The sequence below is a fragment of the Actinopolymorpha sp. B17G11 genome (assembly GCF_040196095.1).
Classification (GTDB): Bacteria; Actinomycetota; Actinomycetes; order Propionibacteriales; family Actinopolymorphaceae; genus Thermasporomyces.
This window is the reverse complement of the sequence record NZ_JBEFTW010000006.1, coordinates 18,041-35,261: the sequence shown is the minus strand read 5'-3', so window position 1 is coordinate 35,261 and position 17,221 is coordinate 18,041. Positions and strand designations below refer to the sequence as shown.

The following is a 17,221-nucleotide window of genomic DNA, read 5'->3' as shown; positions in this document are numbered from 1 at the left end:
CATGTCGGCTTAACACCGCGTTAAGGACGCCCTCAGTACGGTGTGGGAGTGGTGTCCCTGCTGCTCGTCGAGGACGATCCGGCGATCCGGATCTCCCTCACCCGCGCCCTGACGGCGACCGGTCATGTCGTCGCCTCGGTGCCGTACGGCGGGGTGGCGCTGTCCGCCGTCCTGCGCGACCAACCCGATCTCGTCGTCCTCGACCTCGGCCTTCCCGACATCGACGGCCGCGACGTACTCGGCATGCTCCGGGGCGTGTCGGACATCCCGGTCATCGTCGCGACGGCCCGTGACGACGAGCAGGAGATCGTCCGGCTGCTCGACGCGGGCGCCGACGACTACCTCGTGAAGCCGTTCAGCGCAGGACAGCTGGATGCCAGGATCCGGGCGGTTCTGCGGCGTACGACCGAGGCTGCCGCGGCCGGTCCGCTCACGGTTGGTGAGCTGACGGTCGACGCACGTGCCCGGGTCGCGAGGCTCGCGGGGACGGTACTCGACCTGAAGCCGAAGGAGTTCGAGCTGCTGTTGTTCCTCGCCGAGAACGCCGGTGCCGTGGTCTCCAAGCGTGACCTGATGGTCGAGGTGTGGCGGCAACCGTACGGCGGTGCGGACAAGACGGTGGACGTCCACCTGTCGTGGCTGCGGCGCAAGCTCGGCGAGACGGCGGCCGAGCCGCGCTACCTGCACACCGTGCGCGGTGTCGGCGTCAAGCTCGCTCCACCGGAACCGGCGGCGAGCCCTGAGCCGGCGGAACCGAGTGGGCCGGCGTACGGATGAGACGCCGGCTCGCCCTCCTGGTCGGGGCTACCACGAGTCTGGTACTCGCGGCGTTCCTCATTCCCCTCGGGCTGCTCCTGCAGCAGGTCGCGGCAGACCGGGCTGTGGGCGAGGCGACCCGGGAGGCCGAGTCGGTCGTCCCGCTGGTCGCGACCTTGGACCGGTCGACGCTGGCCTCGACACTGGAGCTGCGCAGCGCCGACGACGTGAGCAGAGTCCCCGTCACGGTGTTCCTCCCTGACGGGACGGTTCTCGGCGACGACGTACGACGGTCCCCGGCCGTCGACCTCGCGCAGCAGGGACGCAGCATCACCGCGGTCGCGCCCGGCGGGCGTGAGGTGCTCATCGCCGCGCTCGGGCTGCCGGACGGAACGGCCGTCGTGCGGTCGTACGTCTCGGACGCACAGATGCGGGTGGGCGTCACGCGCGCGTGGCTGATCCTGGGGCTACTCGGCGCCGGCCTGCTCGTGCTCGGCCTGGTGGTCGCGGACCGGCTCGCGCGGTCGACCGTACGTTCGCTGCACGATCTCGACGCGGTGGCCCGCCGGCTCGGCGACGGCGATCTCGACGCCCGCGCACGACCAGCGAGCGTCCCGGAGCTGAGCGAAGTCGGTACGACTCTCAACGCACTGGCTGGCCGGATCCGGGAGCTCCTCACGCGCGAACGCGAGTCGGTCGCGGACCTGTCCCATCGGATCCGTACGCCTCTGACCGTGCTGCGGATCGAGGCCGAGGCGCTGACCACTGACGAAGCCGCCCGGCTGACCAGCGCGGTCGACGCCCTGGAACGCGCCGTCGACCAGGCGATCATCGAGGCGCGACGCGGGGTCACAGACCGGGGTGTGGCATCCGGCGGGCCGATGTGTGACGCGGTATCGGTGGTGTACGACAGGATCGGGTTCTGGCAGGTCCTGGCCGAGGAGGAGAGCCGCGAGGTCGCCACGGACGTGCCCACGACGCTCCTGCCGGTGGGTCTGTCGGCCGGGGACCTTGCCGCACTCGTCGACGCCCTGCTGGGGAACGTGTTCGCGCACACTCCAGAAGGCACGGCCTTCGCGGTACGACTGTGCGGGACGCCCGCGGGCGGCGTCGTCCTGACCGTCAGCGATGCCGGACCGGGCATCCCGCCTGGCGCCGTGGTCCTTGACCGGGGTGCGAGCGGTGGCGGGTCGACCGGTCTCGGGTTGGACATCGTCCGGCGTACGGCAGAAGCCTCGGGAGGGCACATCGTGCTCGGAGTCTCGCCCCTGGGCGGCCTCGAGGTCACCGTCGAGCTGGGTCCACCGGGAGCAGGGCGCGCAGGCCCGCCGCCACCTCCGCCACACTCGGTCGACCACCGGGTAGCGGATCCAGGCACGCCGTCACCAGGTCGGTGAGGCGTCGAGGCAGCCGGCGTCCGATCGGGTCGACCTTCCGGTGCAGCTGCGGGAAGTGGTCACCGCCCGCGTCGGGGAACGGCCGTCTCCGGGTCGCGGCACGGTAGAGCACCCCGCCCATCCCCCACACGTCGGTCGCCGGACTCACGTCGGCCCCACGTGCCTGCTCCGGCGCGAGGTACTCAGGGGTGCCCTGCCCGGCGGGACTCGGCCCGGGCGACTGCGCGAGGCCGAGGTCGAACACCTTGAGCAGCCCGGCCGCCACCACCAGGTTGGACGGCTTGAGGTCGAGATGCAGCGTGCCGTGGCGATGGAGGTACGCAAGGGCCGCACACAGCTGGCTCCCCAGCCGGGCGAGGTCGGGGACGGCCAGACCGGCACGCCGGTCGATGACCAGCCGGCTGAGAGTGTGCCCGGGCAGCACCTCCAGGATCACGGTCGGACGCGGTGCCTCCCGCACGTCGTAGGCCCGGACCAGGTGGGGATGGGTGAATCGCTGGAGGAGCCGCCCCTCGGTGAGCAGCCGGTCGACGACTGCCTGGTCGCGCAGCCGGTATCCGCGGACCGATTTCGCGACGCAGAGGCAGTCGCGCTCGGCGCTGTGGACCAGGCGTACGTCGTAGTCGTGGTTGCGACTCAGCAGTTGGACCGGCTGGTAGTCCGGTGGCAGCGGACGACTCATCGGACCGGGGCCGGTCGCGCTGCCGCTGGCGGCTGCGGCGAGGTGGGCGGCTGCGGTGAGGCGGGCGGCTGCGGTGAGGCGGGCGGCTGCGGTGAGGCGGGCGGCTGCGGTGAGGCGGGCGGCTGCGGTGAGGCGAGCGGCTGCGGTGAGGCGGGCGGCTGCGGCGAGGCGGGCGGCTGCGGCGAGGTGGGCCCGGCCTGCGGGCGGTGCTCGGCGACGATGCGTCCCCGGTCGAGGACCACCGTGCGGTCCGCGAGTGCGGCGAGCGACCGGTCGTGGGTGATGAGCAGCGTGGTACGCCCGGCCATCAGGCGGCGCAACGGTTCGATGACGGCGCGGGCAGCTGGCGCGTCGAGACTGGCCGTGGGTTCGTCGAGGATCAGCACAGGCGCGGGCCGGATGAGCGCGCGCGCGATCGCGAGCCGTTGCCGCTGGCCGCCCGAGAGTCGCCGGCCGCGCTGGCCCACCCGCGTGAGGTAGCCCTCCGGCAGCTCGCGGACGAATCCGTCGGCATGGGCGGCGACCGCCGCCCGGGACACCTCCGGCGGTCCGGCGGCGGGCGCGCCGTAGGAGATGTTCTCGGCGACGGTCCGGTCGAACAGCATCGTCTCCTGCAGGACCACGGCCACCTGGGAGCGCAGGGACTCCAGGTCGAGGTCGCGGATGTCGGTCCCGTCGATGCGTACCACCCCCGACTCGGGGTCGGCCCAGCGCAGCAGCAGCCGTGTCAACGTGGACTTGCCAGCACCGTTGGGCCCCATCACGGCGACCGTCTCGCCCGGTGCGATCCGCAGGTCGACCCCGTCGAGCGCGGCACGCTCGGCACCCGGGTAGCGGAACGTCACGCCCTCCAGGTGCACGCCGTGCGGACCATGCACGAGCGGCTGGGCGCGCGGCGACGACACGACGTCGAGTGGGTGATCCAGCAACTCCACCAGGCGTTCCGCGCTCGCCGACGCACCGTAGACGGTCGTGGCGAGCCGCGACGCGCTGCGGATCGGCTGGTAGAGCTGGGCGAGGTAGGCGACGAACGCCAGCAGTCCGCCGATGGTCAGGCGCCCCTGCGCGTGCTCCCAGGCGCCGACCGCGAACACCAGCAGGCCGCCCACCGCCTCGATGACGTCGATGGCCGGTGAGTAGAGCGCGGACATCCGGTTCGCCGCCAGGCCGGCGGCCATCCGGGCGCGACCTTCCCCATGCAGCCGGCCCGCCTCGGCGCGTTCCTGCCCGTACGCCTGCACCAGCGGGATGTTCGCGAGGGTCTCCTCCGCGACCGCGCTGACTCCCCCGGTACGACGCCGCTTCTCCCGCGACGCCGTCCTGATCTGATGCGAGAAGTGCCGGGCGACCCACCAGAACAGCGGGACGATGACGAACGCCAGCAGCGCCAACTCCCACCGCAGGTAGAGCGCGAGCCCGGCGAAGACGAGGATGCGGACGGCGTAGGAGACCGACCGCGTGACGCCACTGACCACGAGACGTTCGATGGCGCTGACGTCGTTGGTGAGCCGGGACACTACATCGCCCGCGCGGTAACGCTCGAAGAACGCCGGCGGCAGGCGCAGCACGTGCGCGAACACGGCGTCGCGCAGGCGCAGCAGGAAGCGTTCGGCCAGCCAGGCCGACACCGCGCTCGAGGCGTACGACACGACTCCGGCGACGAGCGTGACGCCGAGCAATGCCCCACCCAGCACCCACAGGGCGTCCAGTTGCCGGCCGACGAGCACCGTGTCGATGATGTCCTTGAAGACCCAGATCGACGCGGCCGCGGTCAGCGGGGTGAGCGCAACGAAGAGCAGGCTGGTGGCGAGAACCTTCCGGTCAGGTTGTGCGTACGGCCAGAAGCGGGTGAAGATCTCCCGCACCCTGAGGACCGGCGCGGCGGCGACGATCCCGCCCGAAGCCTCGGGCACCGTGACGAGGCGCGCCAGGCGCAGGTGGAGCCGGCGGAATCGCTCCCGCCGGCTCCGAGATTCCTGGACCATTCAGCTCGTCCCCGTCGTACGGCTCTGCTTGGACCGCTTCGACTTTCCGGAACGGCCGGTACGCGTACGGGTCTGGGACTTGGCGCCGCGGCCGCTGAGCGCGGCCCCCAGGTCGGTGAACAGACGCATCGAAATCGCCTCTCTCGCAGGTTGTTCCCTCGCGTTTCGAGGGCCTGCATCGAGACTCGTGCGCGTGACCGCGAAGGACAACGGGCGAGGGCGATCATTAGCCTGGCGTTATCCAGCGGCTGATCACCGGTTAGTGCGCCGCGGCGTTCGCGTGAGGGTGCCCCTCACCGCATAGGTTCGCGTGAGGGTGCCCCTCATCCCACGCGAGGCAGCGCCCTCACGGCGTCAGGACGACCTTGCCGAAGACCTCGCCTGCGGCCATCGCCGACAGTCCCTTGCGCGCATCGGACAGCGGCAGCACCTGGTCGACCAGTGGGCGTACGCCGGTCTCGTGGCACAGGCGCAGCAGTCCGGCGAGCTCGTCCCGCGTCCCCATCGTCGAGCCCACGACCCGCAGCTGGAGGAAGAAGACCCGGTTGAGGTCGGCCGGCGGATTCGGGCCACTCGTCGCTCCAGACACGACCAGCGTTCCGCCGGGCCGGAGTGACTTCAGCGAGTGGCTCCACGTCGCCTCGCCCACGGTCTCCATCACCGCGTCGACACGTTCGGGTAGCCGGGCGCCGGGCTCGAACGCCGCGTCAGCACCAAGCTGGTCGACCGCCCGCGCCCGCTTGGCCTCGTCGCGGCTCGTCACCCACACCCGGAGGCCGGTCGCCTTGGCCAGGGTGACCAGCGCGGTGGAGACGCCGCCGCCCGCACCCTGGACCAGCACCGTGCCGCCGGGGCGGAGACCGGACTGGACGAAGAGCATGCGGTAGGCCGTGAGCCACGACGTCGGCAGGCAGGCCGCCTCATCGAAGCTCAGCGACGCGGGCTTGGGGACCAGGTTGGCGCGCGGCACAGCGACCCGCTCGGCGAGGGTTCCAGGATGACGCTCCGACAGCAGCGACCGGCGCGGGTCCAGCGTCTCGTCGCCACGCCACTCCGGAGAGCTGATCACGCCGTGGACGACGACCTCGTTGCCGTCCTCGTCGACGCCGGCGGCGTCGGTGCCGAGGACCATCGGCAGCTGCTTCTCCGCCAGACCGATCCCTCGCAGCGACCACAGGTCGTGGTGGTTGAGCGCGGCCGCCCGGACCGTGACTGTGGTCCAACCGTCGCCGGGCTCGGGCTCGGGTCGCTCACCGACCTCCAGGCCGGCTACCGGATCGTTCGGTTCGATGCGTACGGCATAAGCGGCAAACACACCCTGACCCTACCCATCACCGGGGCGCAGCTGGGGACGGCGAGCCCGGCAAATGACCACGTTGGGCATGCCTGTGGTGGCCGTCCATGCGTACATGCCTGGTCCGGGTGCCACTCGCATGCCCAGCGTGGTCATTTGCAAGCCACCGGCGGCGTCAGCGCTGGGCGAGGCCTTCGCGGCGAGCGGCGTCGGCGACGGCGGCCGCCACGGCAGGCACCACCCGGGCGTCGAACGGGGACGGGATGATCCGCGACGGCGCGAGTTCATCGCCCACGAGCTCGGCCAACGCCGCAGCGGCCGCCAGCTTCATCCCCTCGCTGATCTGCCGCGCCCGGACGTCGAGCGCGCCCCGGAACACACCCGGGAACGCCAGCACGTTGTTGATCTGGTTCGGGAAGTCCGAGCGCCCGGTGGCGACCACCGCCGCATGCCGCGCCGCCACGTCGGGATGCACCTCGGGGTCGGGGTTCGCGAGCGCGAGCACTACCGAGTCCTCGGCCATCGACGCGACCGTCTCTTCGGCGACCGACCCTCCGGACACCCCGATGAACACGTCTGAACGCCGCATCACGTCGGCCAGCGCGCCGGTACGACGATGCGGATTCGTCGTCGCGGCAAGGCTCCGCTTCACCGGGTTGAGATCGGTCCGCCCCTCGTGCAGGGCGCCGCCCCGGTCGGTCACCACGATGTCCTCATACCCCGACGCCAGCAGGATCGCCGCGACCGCGACGCCGGCAGCACCCGCACCGGAGATCACGACCCTCGTGTCGATCGGCTTGCGCCCGGTCAGCTCCATCGCGTTGGTCAGCGCCGCCAGCACCACGATCGCCGTACCGTGCTGGTCGTCGTGGAACACCGGGATGTCCAGCCGGTCGCGAAGTCGCCGCTCCACCTCGAAGCACCGCGGGGCCGAGATGTCCTCGAGGTTGATGCCGCCGAACGCCGGTGCCAGTCGTACGACCGTCTCCACCAGCTCACCGACGTCGGTGCACGCCAGGCAGATCGGCACCGCGTCGACGCCGCCGAACTTCTTGAACAGCAGCGCCTTGCCCTCCATCACCGGCAAAGACGCCTCCGGGCCGATGTCACCCAGGCCGAGCACGGCGGTGCCGTCGGTGACGACCGCGACGGTACGGGACTTCCAGGTGTAGTCGTGGACGAGCTCGGGCCGCTCCGCGATCGCCGTGCACACCCGCGCCACCCCCGGGGTGTACGCAAGGGACAGGTCATCGCGCCCGCGGACGGGAACCGTCGACGCGACTTCGAGCTTGCCGCCACGGTGGAACGAGAACGCCGGGTCGGTGTCGTCGAACGGCACCGGTGGGGTGACACCCAACGTGCCCGGAACCCCGGGTCCCCCCGGAACCGGCGGAACCCCCGGAACCAGCGGAACCTCCGGAACCTGCGGGACCGGAGCAGTGGCGGACGGATCGGTCAAAGCGTCAGAAGACATGCGGGAACCCTGTCCTAGAAGGCGAGGGCGCCGGAAAACGGAGCAACCACGAAGAGGGCCCGGCCGGCACCTTGGACGGATGGAACAACACGGCCGCGGGCGATCAGGTCCGGGTCGATCGCAATGCCAAACGGGGGTCACCCGTATGGGGAAAGTCTGTCATACCATGTGTCGGCTCCGGGGCGGCAGCAACCAAGAGCCCACCCGCCGTTGCCGAGTCAATGCCGTGCGTAACGAACGCCCACGGGCGCTGCTTAACAAAGCTGAACAATTCAGATGCGACGCTTCTGGTCACCACCCCGTCCCAGGCGGCGTCGCGCCGTTACGAGAGCAAAGGACGTGTCATGACAAGGCAGCACATCCGCCGCATTCTTGCCGCCGGCGGCGCCCTCCTCGCGATCGGCACCACCCTCGCCGGCTGCGGCGGCGATGATCCGTCCGCCACCGAGTCGCCTGAGGCCAAGACGACGCCGGAGTCCGAGCTCGCCGCTCTCGTCCCCGACTCGATCGCCTCCGACGGCAAGATCCGGGTCGGCACCGACGCGAGCTACGCGCCGAACGAGTTCCTGGACGCCGACGGCAAGACCGTGATCGGCATGGACGTCGAACTCTTCGACGCGATCGCCGGCAAGCTCGACCTCGAGGTCGAGTGGGTGCCCTCGGCGTTCGGCGACATCATCCCCGCCATCCAGTCGGGCAAGTACGAAGCGGGCGTCTCGTCGTTCACGATCAATGCCGAACGCATGGAACAGACGCAGATGATCGCCTACTTCAACTCCCCCATCCAGTGGGTCACCACCAAGGGCAACCCCAAGAAGGTCGACATCGACAACGCCTGCGGCCTGACGATCGGCGTCCAGAAGGACACCATCGAGGTGCCTGACCTGCAGGAGCGCTCGAAGAAGTGCGAGGCGGCCGGCGAGCCCGCGATCACGATCAACCAGTACCCAGGCCAGGACACGGTGACCACCAACGTCGTGTCCGGCAAGGAAGACGCGATGACTGCTGACCTGCCGATCGCCGTCTACGCGGTCGAGCAGACCGGCGGCAAGCTGGAGTTGCTGGGTGAGCCCTACGGCAACGCGCCTTACGGCATCGCTGTCAACAAGGACGAGGCGGAGTTCGCCGAGGCGATCCAGAGGGCCACGCAGGCGATCATCGAGGACGGCACCTACGCCGACATCCTCGGCAAGTGGGGCAACGACAAGGGCGCCGTCACGGCCGAACAGGTGCAGGTCAACCCCTCGACGCCATGAGCGGGCGATCCACAGCCCCGGTGGCCACCTCCGAGGCCGAGCTCATCAGGGCGGTGCCCGTCCGGCATTCCTGGCGCTGGGTGGTCACCGGGTGCATCGTCGTACTGACCGCGATGTTCGTGCACATGCTGCTCACGAACGACGCGTTCCAGTGGGACTTCATGGCCGCCAACGCGCTCGCGCCGCCGGTCCTCGAAGGTGCCCGGAACACGGTCGTCCTCACCGTCGTCGCGATGGTGATCGGGATCGTGATCGGCGTCGTCCTCGCGATCATGCGGCTCTCGACCAACCCGATCCTGTCGGGTGTGTCGTGGGTCTACGTGTGGTTCTTCCGAGCCGTCCCGCGCGTGGTGCTGCTGGTGCTCTTCGGCAACCTCGGCATCCTCTACGCACGGTTCGAGATCGGCGTGCCGTTCGACTGGTGGATCGCGGATCTGTTCGGGATCGACCTGAGCCTGCGGTTCTTCGGATTCGACGCCCGCACCGTGGTCACCGGCTTCGTCGCGGCGACGCTCGGCCTCGCCCTGTCCGAGGGTGCGTACATGGCCGAGATCGTGCGCGCGGGCATGCAGTCGATCCCGCAAGGCCAGGTTGACGCCGCCGAGTCGCTCGGCATGCGCCGGCCGCTCACCCTGCGCCGGATCATCCTGCCGCAGGCGATGCGGGTGATCATCCCGCCGACGGGCAACGAGACGATCGCCATGCTCAAGGACACCGCCCTCGTCGCCTACGTTCCGGCGTACGAACTGTGGTTCCAGCTGCAGGGCATCGGCAGCCGGACGTTCCAGGTGTTCCCGATGCTCATCGGCGCGTGCCTGTGGTATCTCGCGCTCACCAGCATCCTGATGGTCGTGCAGTACTTCATCGAACGCCACTTCGCCCGCGGCTCACGGGTCGCGGCCGGCCGGTTGCGGCTGGCGCGCGGTGGCGCGGGAGGTGCCTGAGGCGATGACGCCAGAACCGACTGACACCGGGCCGACAGACACTGTGCCGACCGAGGCGATGGCGGCGATGGTGAAGGCCGAACGGGTCCGCAAGCGGTTCGGCCGCCACGAGGTGCTGAAGGGCGTCGACCTCGAGGTCGCCCCGGGGCAGGTCTGCTGCGTCATCGGGCCGTCGGGCTCTGGCAAGTCGACCTTGCTCCGGTGCGTCAACCACCTGGAGAAGATCGACGCCGGCCAGCTCTGGGTCGGTGGCGAGCTGGTGGGCTACCGGCAGCGCGGCGGCAAGCTGTACGAACGCAAGGCCGCGGAGGTGGCGGAGCAGCGCCAGGACATCGGCATGGTCTTCCAGCAGTTCAACCTGTTCCCGCACATGACGGCGCTGGAGAACGTCATGGAGGCACCGCTACGGGTACGCAAGGAGCCGCGCGCGGTCGTGCACGAGGCGGCACACAAGCTGCTCGACCGGGTGGGCCTGCTTCCGCACGTCGACAAGTACCCCGCCCAGCTCTCCGGCGGGCAACAGCAACGGGTGGCCATCGCGCGAGCGCTCGCGATGCGCCCGAAGCTGATGCTGTTCGACGAGCCGACGTCCGCGCTCGATCCGGAGCTGGTCGGCGAGGTCCTCGACGTCATGCGTCAACTGGCTCTTGACGGCATGACGATGCTGGTCGTGACCCACGAGATGGCGTTCGCTCGGGAGGTCGGCGACCAGCTTGTCTTCATGGACGACGGCGTGGTCATCGAGACCGGCGCGCCCCAGGAGGTCCTGACCCATCCCACCCACCCCCGCACCCGCACCTTCCTCCAGCGCGTCGGCGGTGTCACGAACGCCGACGACCGCGACCGCGAGGCGGAAGGGCAGCCGCCAGCCGGTCCCTGAGCCGCACGAACGCCGTGACGACCCGCAGTCTGGCGACGACGACGGCCACCAGGTCGCCTTCGGGGATGGCACCGACGTGCCACGAGTCGATGCCCTCCCGCGGGTTGTCGCGCTCGACCCACCAGCCACCGTCCGGCTCCCGTCGGACGAGTCGCTTCACCGACAGCGGCCGCCCGCCCGGCAGCACGACCAGGACGAGGGACCCGGGCCGCGGCGTCCGTGCGTACGCCACCAGCAGCCGGTCACCGTCACGCAACGTGGGCAGCATCGACCGCCCCCGCACGATCGCGATGCCGTACTTCGACACAAAGGTCCCCCTCAGCGGCGTTTGGGCACAGGAGTAGTGTCGCAAGAAGGTCACAAAGAACCGCTGCAACGTCATGCTGAACATGGTTTGGAAAGGTTGGAGAGGGATGCTTTCGCGCCTGATCGCGCCGGCAGTGGAAGTCTCGGCGCACTGCGACCTGCCCTGCGGAGTCTACGACCCCGCGCAGGCCCGCATCGAGGCCCAGTCGGTCAAGGCGATCATCGAGAAGTACAACGACAGTGACGACGCCGACTTCAGGACGCGTGCGTTGATCATCAAGGAGGAGCGGTCGGACCTCGTGAAGCACCACCTGTGGGTGCTGTGGACCGACTACTTCAAGCCGCCGCACTTCGAGAAGTACCCGCAGCTCAACGAGCTGTTCAACCAGGCGACCAAACTCGCTGGCGGCGGTGGGGGCACGAAGGCCAGCAACGACGTCAAGGTCGCTGACCAACTGCTCGCCAAGATCGACCAGATCGCCGAGATCTTCTGGGAGACGAAGAAGGCCTGACCTCGTGCCGGCTCCCCGAGTCTTCGGGAACGCCGGCACGATGTGACGATGCGGGTCGCACCCTGGTTCTCGCGCGGCGAGTCTCCAGGGATGCGGCCCGTACGCATTTCGCGATCGACGCGAGTTTCCAACGCAATGCAATCTTCCTTACACTCTCCGTTCGCAATCGCCCGCCGAGCGATGGCCTCCCGGCGTACGGTGGGGCTGTCGTGCCGGACCAAACCAACGGTGGAGGACCACCAGTGACCGACGTACCCGACAGTGCCGCGCCGGGGGCACCCGCCCACGAGACGGACATCGTCGAGCTCAGCGTCCCGGCCCGGACCGCTTACGTCTCGGTACTCCGCACGACCGCAGCGGCACTCGCCGCCCGCCTCGACTTCACGCTGGACGAGATCGAGGACCTACGGATCGCGGTCGACGAGGCGAGTTCCCTCCTCCTCGCCCAGGCTGTACCCGACTCACAGTTGTCCTGCCGGTTCGAGCTTGCCGGCAACCAACTGGTGGTCGCCGTCTCCGTCCACTCGCGCGACCCGCGAGTGCCGACCCGCAGTTCCTTCGCCTGGACGGTCCTCACCGCCCTGGCGGGAGAGGTCGAGACTCTGATCGACCCCGATGAGCAGCGGGCCACCATCACCCTGACCAAGCGTGGTGAAGCCGCGCGCCCCGAGCGGGCGATGTCGTCCGGAGATGTCCGCGACCTCAACGACGCACGACACGCCCGCGCACGCGACCAGCGTGGTTCTGGCGCGACCAAGCTCCCACCATTCGAATCAGGTGCGGTAGACAAGTGATTGAGCAACCCGCAACAGGTGTCCGTCCCGACCCGGCTGACGCAGCAGCCGCTCGCGGACACCAGGCACCACACGACCTGGCGCCAGCGACTGACGACCTGCCGGGTCTGGACACGGTCGTCGACACTAGGACGCTGACCCGCGAACTGTTCGCGCTGTTGGGCGACCTGACTCCTGACAATCCGCGACGGGCGAAGATCCGCGACCGCCTCGTCGAGATGCACCTTCCGCTCGTCGAGCACCTCGCCCGCAGGTTTCGCAACCGAGGCGAGCCTCTCGACGATCTGGTCCAGGTCGGCACGATCGGGCTGATCAAGTCGGTGGACCGGTTCGACTCCGAACGCGGCGTCGAGTTCTCGACGTACGCCACGCCCACCATCGTCGGCGAGCTCAAGCGACACTTCCGGGACCGTGGTTGGGCCATCCGGGTGCCCCGGAGGCTCCAGGAGCTTCGGCTCTCCCTCGCCACCGTCACCGGCGACCTCACCCAGGAGCTCGGCCGCGCACCGACCGTCGGTGAGCTGTCCGGCAAATTGGGCGTACGCGAGGAAGAAGTGCTCGAGGGCCTGGAGTCCGCCAACGCGTACAGCACCCTCTCCCTCGACGCACCCGACCAGGGGCAGGACGACGCGCCTGCGGTCGTCGACTCGCTGGGTTCGGAGGACGAGGCCCTCGAAGGCGTGGAGTACCGCGAGGCGCTACGTCCCCTGCTCACCCAGTTGCCCGACCGGGAAAAGCGGATCCTCTTGCTGCGCTTCTTCAAGGGCATGACGCAGTCGCAGATCGCCTCCGAGGTCGGCATCTCCCAGATGCACGTCTCACGCCTGCTCTCGCGTACCCTCGCCCAGCTCCGCGAACGCCTGCTCCAGGACTAGCGCCCGCCTCCCAGATGGCGCCGGTCAAGCGAGCGGCCCACGCGGCGCCATCTGGAGACACCCCCTAGGCGCTCTCACCTGCCGCGCTTCAGTCGCGGAGCGCCGCCGTGGACACCGGCGCCAACACCAGCGCAAGTGTGGCGAGCGCGGCGACGAGCATCCCGATCCCCACGAGTGTGGTGGGTGCCGAGGTGAGTTCGTAGCCGATCGGCAGCATGAGCAGCTGGAGCACGACCGTCAGGCCGCGGCTCCAGTGTCGGGCGCGGAAGAGCCCCCAGCCGAGGACGCCCAACCCGACGCCGACGGCGACGACGAAGACCCCGGTACCGACCGCGATGGCCAGCCCGCGCGGTGCCTGGACCAGCGACTCGAGAGCGAGCCACGTCCCGAAACCGACCGCGGCGACCGCCTCGACGGCGGAGAGCGCGGCAGCGGCCCGCAGTGTCGCAGGTACGCGTCGCCCGTCGCCACGCCCCTGCGGGCCCGCACGTTCGGCCTTGTCCGCTTTCTCCGCCGCATCCGCCCTGGTCGACGGCTTCGCCCGGCCGGCGGCGATCGGGCGTCGGTTTGCCATGACTGAAGGCTATCCACCGACCCGAACGAAGCGGATCTCCGCCACCTCGGGCGACGGATACGGAGAGTAGATGGGTCAATTCGACTCGTATCGGGTAAGTCCCCTCTGCACGCTAGTCACGATGCGTAAGCTTTCCCGATGCTCTGTGACGTACCTGACATCGACTTTTCCAGGGCTTACCACAGAAAGGGTCTTGTGTATCGCTGAAGGAGTTGAAACTATCGAGCCTGCAGAGAGGCGCGGCACACCTGAAACGTGCATGCGCTGGGGGCCAAGGCAAGCGATCACACTCCGTGTGGGCGCCGCTGGGAGACTGGCGTGTCGTGTCTTCGCGCAAGTGATCGTGAAAGTGTTCACACAGCAGAACGAACCGGAAACCCACCATGCGTAGTCGGTGGAGGCCGACACGCACGACGCAAGGAGTGAAACCTTGATGGACTGGCGCCACCGGGCCGCCTGCCGGGACGAGGACCCCGAGCTGTTCTTCCCGATCGGGAACACGGGTCCTGCGCTCCTGCAGATCGAGGAGGCCAAGGCGGTCTGCCGTCGTTGTAATGTCGTCGATCTCTGCCTGCAGTGGGCCCTCGAGACTGGACAGGACGCCGGCGTTTGGGGCGGTATGAGTGAGGAAGAGCGACGGGCGCTGAAGCGTCGCGCCGCACGTTCCCGAGCCCGCATCATCTGATCGCCACGCTGTCGATAGAGGCCCTCGCCATCCGGGCGGGGGCCTTGTTCGCCGAAAGCCCTCGCCGCCTGGCGGGGGCTCGTTCGTCAAAGGCCCTCGCCGCCTGGCGGGGGCTCGTTCGTCAAAGGCCCTCGCCGCCTGGCTGGGGCTCGTTCGTCAAAGGCTTGTCAGCCGCCATCATCGGGGACATCGAGGACCACCCGGGTTCCCGAACCTTCCTTGCGGGCACCGATGTCCAACTCCCCTCCGAGCTCACTCTCGACCAGCGTGCGAACGATCTGCAGACCGAGCCGGCCGGAGACCTCCGGGTCGAAGTCGGGCGGGAGTCCGGACCCGTCGTCCTCGATGACGACCCGCAGCCGGCCGCCCTTGCGCTCGGCGCTGAGCTCGACCTTGCCGCCCGTACGACCGACACCGTGCTGGACGGCGTTCTGAGCCACCTCGGTGATCACCATCGCCAGGGGCGCGGCCCGCTCGGAGTCGAGCATCCCGATCGTCCCCACCCGACGCGGTACCACGCGGGTCTCCGGGATCGACACCTCCGCGACCATCGCGAGCACCCGGTCGACCACCTCGTCGAAGTCGACCCGCTCCTCGAACGCCGTCGACAACGTCTCGTGCACGATCGCGATGGTCCCGACTCGGCGGACCGCCTCCTCCAACGCCTCACGACCGCCGGTCGAGCCGAGGCGCCGCGCCTGTAGTCGCAGGAGGGCTGCGACCGTCTGCAGGTTGTTCTTCACCCGGTGGTGGATCTCACGGATGGTCGCGTCCTTGGTGAGCAGCTCACGTTCGCGCCGGCGCAGGTCGGTGACGTCGCGCAGCAGAACGAGCGCCCCGGCAGCCAGTCCCTTCGGCACCAACGGGATCACCCGCACGCTGACGACCGCGGCGTCGGTCTCGATCTCGGTCTCTCGCGGTGCGCGTCCGGAGATCAGCACGCCCAAAGCCTCGTCGACCGGACGCCGCGACGGCGGCACAAGCTCGGCCGTCGTCGTGCCCAGGTGGCACCCGAGCAGGTCACCGGTGAGACCGAGCCGACGGTACGCAGACTGGGCGTTCGGGCTGGCGAAGGTCACGATGCCCTCGGCGTCGAGCCGCACCAGCCCGTCACCGACCCGCGGCGCCGACCCCAGGTCGACCCGCTCCCCCGGCAACGGGAAGCCTCCCTCGCCGATCATCTGGGCGAGGTCCGTCGCGGTCTTGAGGTAGGTCAACTCCAACCGGCTGGGCGTGCGTACGGACAGCAGGTTGGTGTTGCGGGTGATCACCCCGAGGACACGGTCGACCCGGCGAACGGGGATGCTTTCGATCCGTACGGGCACTTCGTCCCGCCATTCCGGGTCACCCTCACGGCAGATCCGACCATCGTCGTACGCGGAGTCGAGCAGGGCTCGCCGTCCCCGCGGAACGAACGAACCCACCAGATCGTCCAGGTGCGCCGTCGGGCCGGTGGTCGGACGCATCTGCGCGCATGCCCAGAAACCCAACCCTTCGCGGTCGGGCACCCACAGGACGAGGTCGGCGAAGGAAAGGTCGGCGAGCATCTGCCATTCGGCGACCAGCCTGTGCAACCATTCGCGGTCTGCGTCGTCGAGATCGGTGTAATGCCGTACGACGTCGTCGAGGGAAGGCACGTCGAGAGCGTATCTCCACCGCTGCGCCGGACCGGCTGGAACGGCTCGCCACCCTGATCGACAGGGCGGCCGGGACACTCACCACGGGTTCCGGTCTCGGTCGACGGTGCGTGCCGGGCCACTCACCGTGACCCGCAGACCCGTCTGGAAGGATGTCCGCCGTGGGCGTTCGGTCAGCGTTTTGGGAGCATGTCCGCGCAAGCGGCTTCAAGCTGCCTGCTGACCGCCCGCTCGACGACCTCACGACCGAGCTGGTCCAGATGCTGGGCGACCCCGACCCCCTGGTCCGCGACGGGATCGCCTACCCGACCCTCGCCACCTGGATTCGCGACGGGGTCTACGACGACCTGCTGGCAGGTTTCGGCGACGGCATCTCCGAAGGGCTCTTCACCGGTCTCGGGCAGGACGGCACGGACACCGTGCTGCGTAGGTCGTTCTCGGCCCTGCTGCTCGCCGAGACGGTGCTGCGGGACCAGGTGGCGCGGGCCGTCCACTCCGACGCGATCTTCCGGTGGGGCGACCGAGCCGCCTCGTGGTTCGTTCGCGAGCGCGACCTTCGCGGCTACGTCGCCGGCAAGGGCTGGGCCCACTCCGTCGCCCATGGCGCGGACCTGATCGCCGCACTGGCCCGCTCGCCGCATTTCGGCAAGCTCGAGCTCACCGTGCTCCTCGACGTGGTCGCAGACCGGCTGCTGACACCGACTCCGTACCGCCTCTTCCATGGGGAGTACGACCGCCTCGCGTTCGCCATCATGGCCGTCCTGCATCGCAACCGGCTCGGCATCGACGTCCTCGAACCCTGGATCGAACGGCTGGCCGCGAGCGTCGTTCCGCCCGAGGGCGCCGAGTCGGACCCGGCACCGGAGTGGCCGACACCGGCCGCGGGCAACACCACGGAATTTCTCCGGGCGCTGCACCTGCAACTCGCGTTGGGCGTTCACGGCGCGCAGACGCCCGCTGACGTGGAGCTGTTCGGCAAGCCGCCGGACGTCCGGGCCGACCTCCTGCTCGTCCTCCTGCGCGTCCTGCGGGCGAGTGAGCCCTCGATCTTTTCCGCTCGTCGCCCATAAGGACCCGCTCAGCGCTGCCCGCCGTCCTTTTGTCGCCTTTTGGTCGCATTGCCGCGGGCGATCCGTCATCCTTGGACCCGCTGTCTGCCGTGGAGGTGGT

At 69.5% G+C, this 17,221-nt stretch carries 18 protein-coding genes; 10 read left to right on the top strand and 8 right to left on the bottom strand.

The annotated features are described in order from the left end of the window. The first annotated feature begins 48 nt into the window (after positions 1 to 48). Together ABN028_RS08620 and ABN028_RS08615 are read left to right on the top strand one after the other, a co-directional pair. On the top strand, positions 49 to 777 hold the full coding sequence (locus tag ABN028_RS08620) for a response regulator transcription factor (RefSeq protein WP_349696223.1): 729 nt from the start codon (positions 49 to 51) through the stop codon (positions 775 to 777). Continuing rightward, positions 774 to 2,153 carry a sensor histidine kinase gene (locus ABN028_RS08615; protein WP_349696222.1) on the top strand — a complete coding sequence of 460 codons (1,380 nt, stop codon included), beginning with the start codon at positions 774 to 776 and terminating at the stop codon, positions 2,151 to 2,153. The genes ABN028_RS08620 and ABN028_RS08615 overlap by 4 nt, the downstream gene beginning before the upstream one ends. On the opposite strand, the gene ABN028_RS08610 is transcribed toward ABN028_RS08615, so the two are convergent. From ABN028_RS08610 to ABN028_RS08590, 5 genes are all read right to left on the bottom strand, one after another. Next, entirely contained in the window at positions 2,041 to 2,835 is a 795-nt protein-coding gene (locus ABN028_RS08610) for a serine/threonine-protein kinase (RefSeq protein WP_349332025.1), read from the bottom strand. The two genes, ABN028_RS08615 and ABN028_RS08610, sit on opposite strands and share 113 nt — an antisense overlap. Further along, on the bottom strand, positions 2,832 to 4,820 hold the full coding sequence (locus tag ABN028_RS08605; protein WP_349696221.1) for an ABC transporter ATP-binding protein: 1,989 nt from the start codon (positions 4,818 to 4,820) through the stop codon (positions 2,832 to 2,834). Before ABN028_RS08605 ends, ABN028_RS08610 begins: the two co-directional genes overlap by 4 nt. Next, the gene (locus tag ABN028_RS08600) at positions 4,821 to 4,949 is read right to left on the bottom strand and encodes a hypothetical protein (RefSeq protein ID WP_349332023.1); all 129 of its coding nucleotides are present in this window, start codon (positions 4,947 to 4,949) and stop codon (positions 4,821 to 4,823) included. Between the two features lie 217 nt (positions 4,950 to 5,166). Next, complete coding sequence (locus ABN028_RS08595) at positions 5,167 to 6,135, bottom strand: zinc-binding dehydrogenase (protein ID WP_349332022.1); 969 nt, start codon at positions 6,133 to 6,135, stop codon at positions 5,167 to 5,169. A gap of 154 nt (positions 6,136 to 6,289) precedes the next feature. After that, the gene (locus ABN028_RS08590; RefSeq protein ID WP_349332021.1) at positions 6,290 to 7,588 is read right to left on the bottom strand and encodes an NAD(P)-dependent malic enzyme; all 1,299 of its coding nucleotides are present in this window, start codon (positions 7,586 to 7,588) and stop codon (positions 6,290 to 6,292) included. 344 nt (positions 7,589 to 7,932) lie between these two features. On the opposite strand from ABN028_RS08590, the gene ABN028_RS08585 reads away from it, so the two are divergent. The 3 genes from ABN028_RS08585 (at position 7,933) to ABN028_RS08575 (ending at position 10,668) form a co-directional block, all read left to right on the top strand. Next, a complete protein-coding gene (locus ABN028_RS08585) occupies positions 7,933 to 8,844 on the top strand; it encodes an ABC transporter substrate-binding protein (protein WP_349332020.1) in 912 nt (303 codons plus the stop codon). Continuing rightward, entirely contained in the window at positions 8,841 to 9,788 is a 948-nt protein-coding gene (locus ABN028_RS08580; RefSeq protein WP_349696220.1) for an amino acid ABC transporter permease, read from the top strand. Before ABN028_RS08585 ends, ABN028_RS08580 begins: the two co-directional genes overlap by 4 nt. A 67-nt stretch (positions 9,789 to 9,855) precedes the next feature. After that, on the top strand, positions 9,856 to 10,668 hold the full coding sequence (locus tag ABN028_RS08575; protein ID WP_502879173.1) for an amino acid ABC transporter ATP-binding protein: 813 nt from the start codon (positions 9,856 to 9,858) through the stop codon (positions 10,666 to 10,668). On the opposite strand, the gene ABN028_RS08570 is transcribed toward ABN028_RS08575, so the two are convergent. Further along, positions 10,610 to 11,050, bottom strand: a complete 441-nt coding sequence (locus ABN028_RS08570) for a S24 family peptidase (RefSeq protein WP_349696219.1) — start codon at positions 11,048 to 11,050, stop codon at positions 10,610 to 10,612. The two genes, ABN028_RS08575 and ABN028_RS08570, sit on opposite strands and share 59 nt — an antisense overlap. 31 nt (positions 11,051 to 11,081) lie before the next feature. On the opposite strand from ABN028_RS08570, the gene sodN reads away from it, so the two are divergent. The 3 genes from sodN (at position 11,082) to ABN028_RS08555 (ending at position 13,155) form a co-directional block, all read left to right on the top strand. Continuing rightward, positions 11,082 to 11,486 carry a superoxide dismutase, Ni gene (sodN, locus tag ABN028_RS08565; protein WP_349332017.1) on the top strand — a complete coding sequence of 135 codons (405 nt, stop codon included), beginning with the start codon at positions 11,082 to 11,084 and terminating at the stop codon, positions 11,484 to 11,486. A gap of 242 nt (positions 11,487 to 11,728) precedes the next feature. Continuing rightward, positions 11,729 to 12,280: an ATP-binding protein gene (locus tag ABN028_RS08560; protein ID WP_349332016.1), complete on the top strand. Its 552-nt coding sequence runs from the start codon at positions 11,729 to 11,731 to the stop codon at positions 12,278 to 12,280. Next, entirely contained in the window at positions 12,277 to 13,155 is an 879-nt protein-coding gene (locus ABN028_RS08555) for an RNA polymerase sigma factor SigF (RefSeq protein ID WP_349332015.1), read from the top strand. Before ABN028_RS08560 ends, ABN028_RS08555 begins: the two co-directional genes overlap by 4 nt. 88 nt (positions 13,156 to 13,243) lie before the next feature. Here the strand turns inward: ABN028_RS08555 and ABN028_RS08550 are convergent, their stop codons facing one another. Then, the gene (locus tag ABN028_RS08550; protein ID WP_349696218.1) at positions 13,244 to 13,729 is read right to left on the bottom strand and encodes a hypothetical protein; all 486 of its coding nucleotides are present in this window, start codon (positions 13,727 to 13,729) and stop codon (positions 13,244 to 13,246) included. A gap of 433 nt (positions 13,730 to 14,162) precedes the next feature. On the opposite strand from ABN028_RS08550, the gene ABN028_RS08545 reads away from it, so the two are divergent. Beyond that, entirely contained in the window at positions 14,163 to 14,414 is a 252-nt protein-coding gene (locus tag ABN028_RS08545) for a WhiB family transcriptional regulator (protein ID WP_349331758.1), read from the top strand. Positions 14,415 to 14,581: 167 nt separating this feature from the next. Here ABN028_RS08545 and ABN028_RS08540 read toward each other — a convergent pair whose 3' ends face one another. Next, positions 14,582 to 16,051: a sensor histidine kinase gene (locus ABN028_RS08540; RefSeq protein WP_349331755.1), complete on the bottom strand. Its 1,470-nt coding sequence runs from the start codon at positions 16,049 to 16,051 to the stop codon at positions 14,582 to 14,584. Positions 16,052 to 16,212: 161 nt separating this feature from the next. On the opposite strand from ABN028_RS08540, the gene ABN028_RS08535 reads away from it, so the two are divergent. Then, positions 16,213 to 17,121 (top strand): DUF2785 domain-containing protein, encoded by a 909-nt coding sequence (locus ABN028_RS08535; protein ID WP_349331754.1) that lies wholly within the window; start codon positions 16,213 to 16,215, stop codon positions 17,119 to 17,121. Positions 17,122 to 17,221 lie beyond the last annotated feature (100 nt).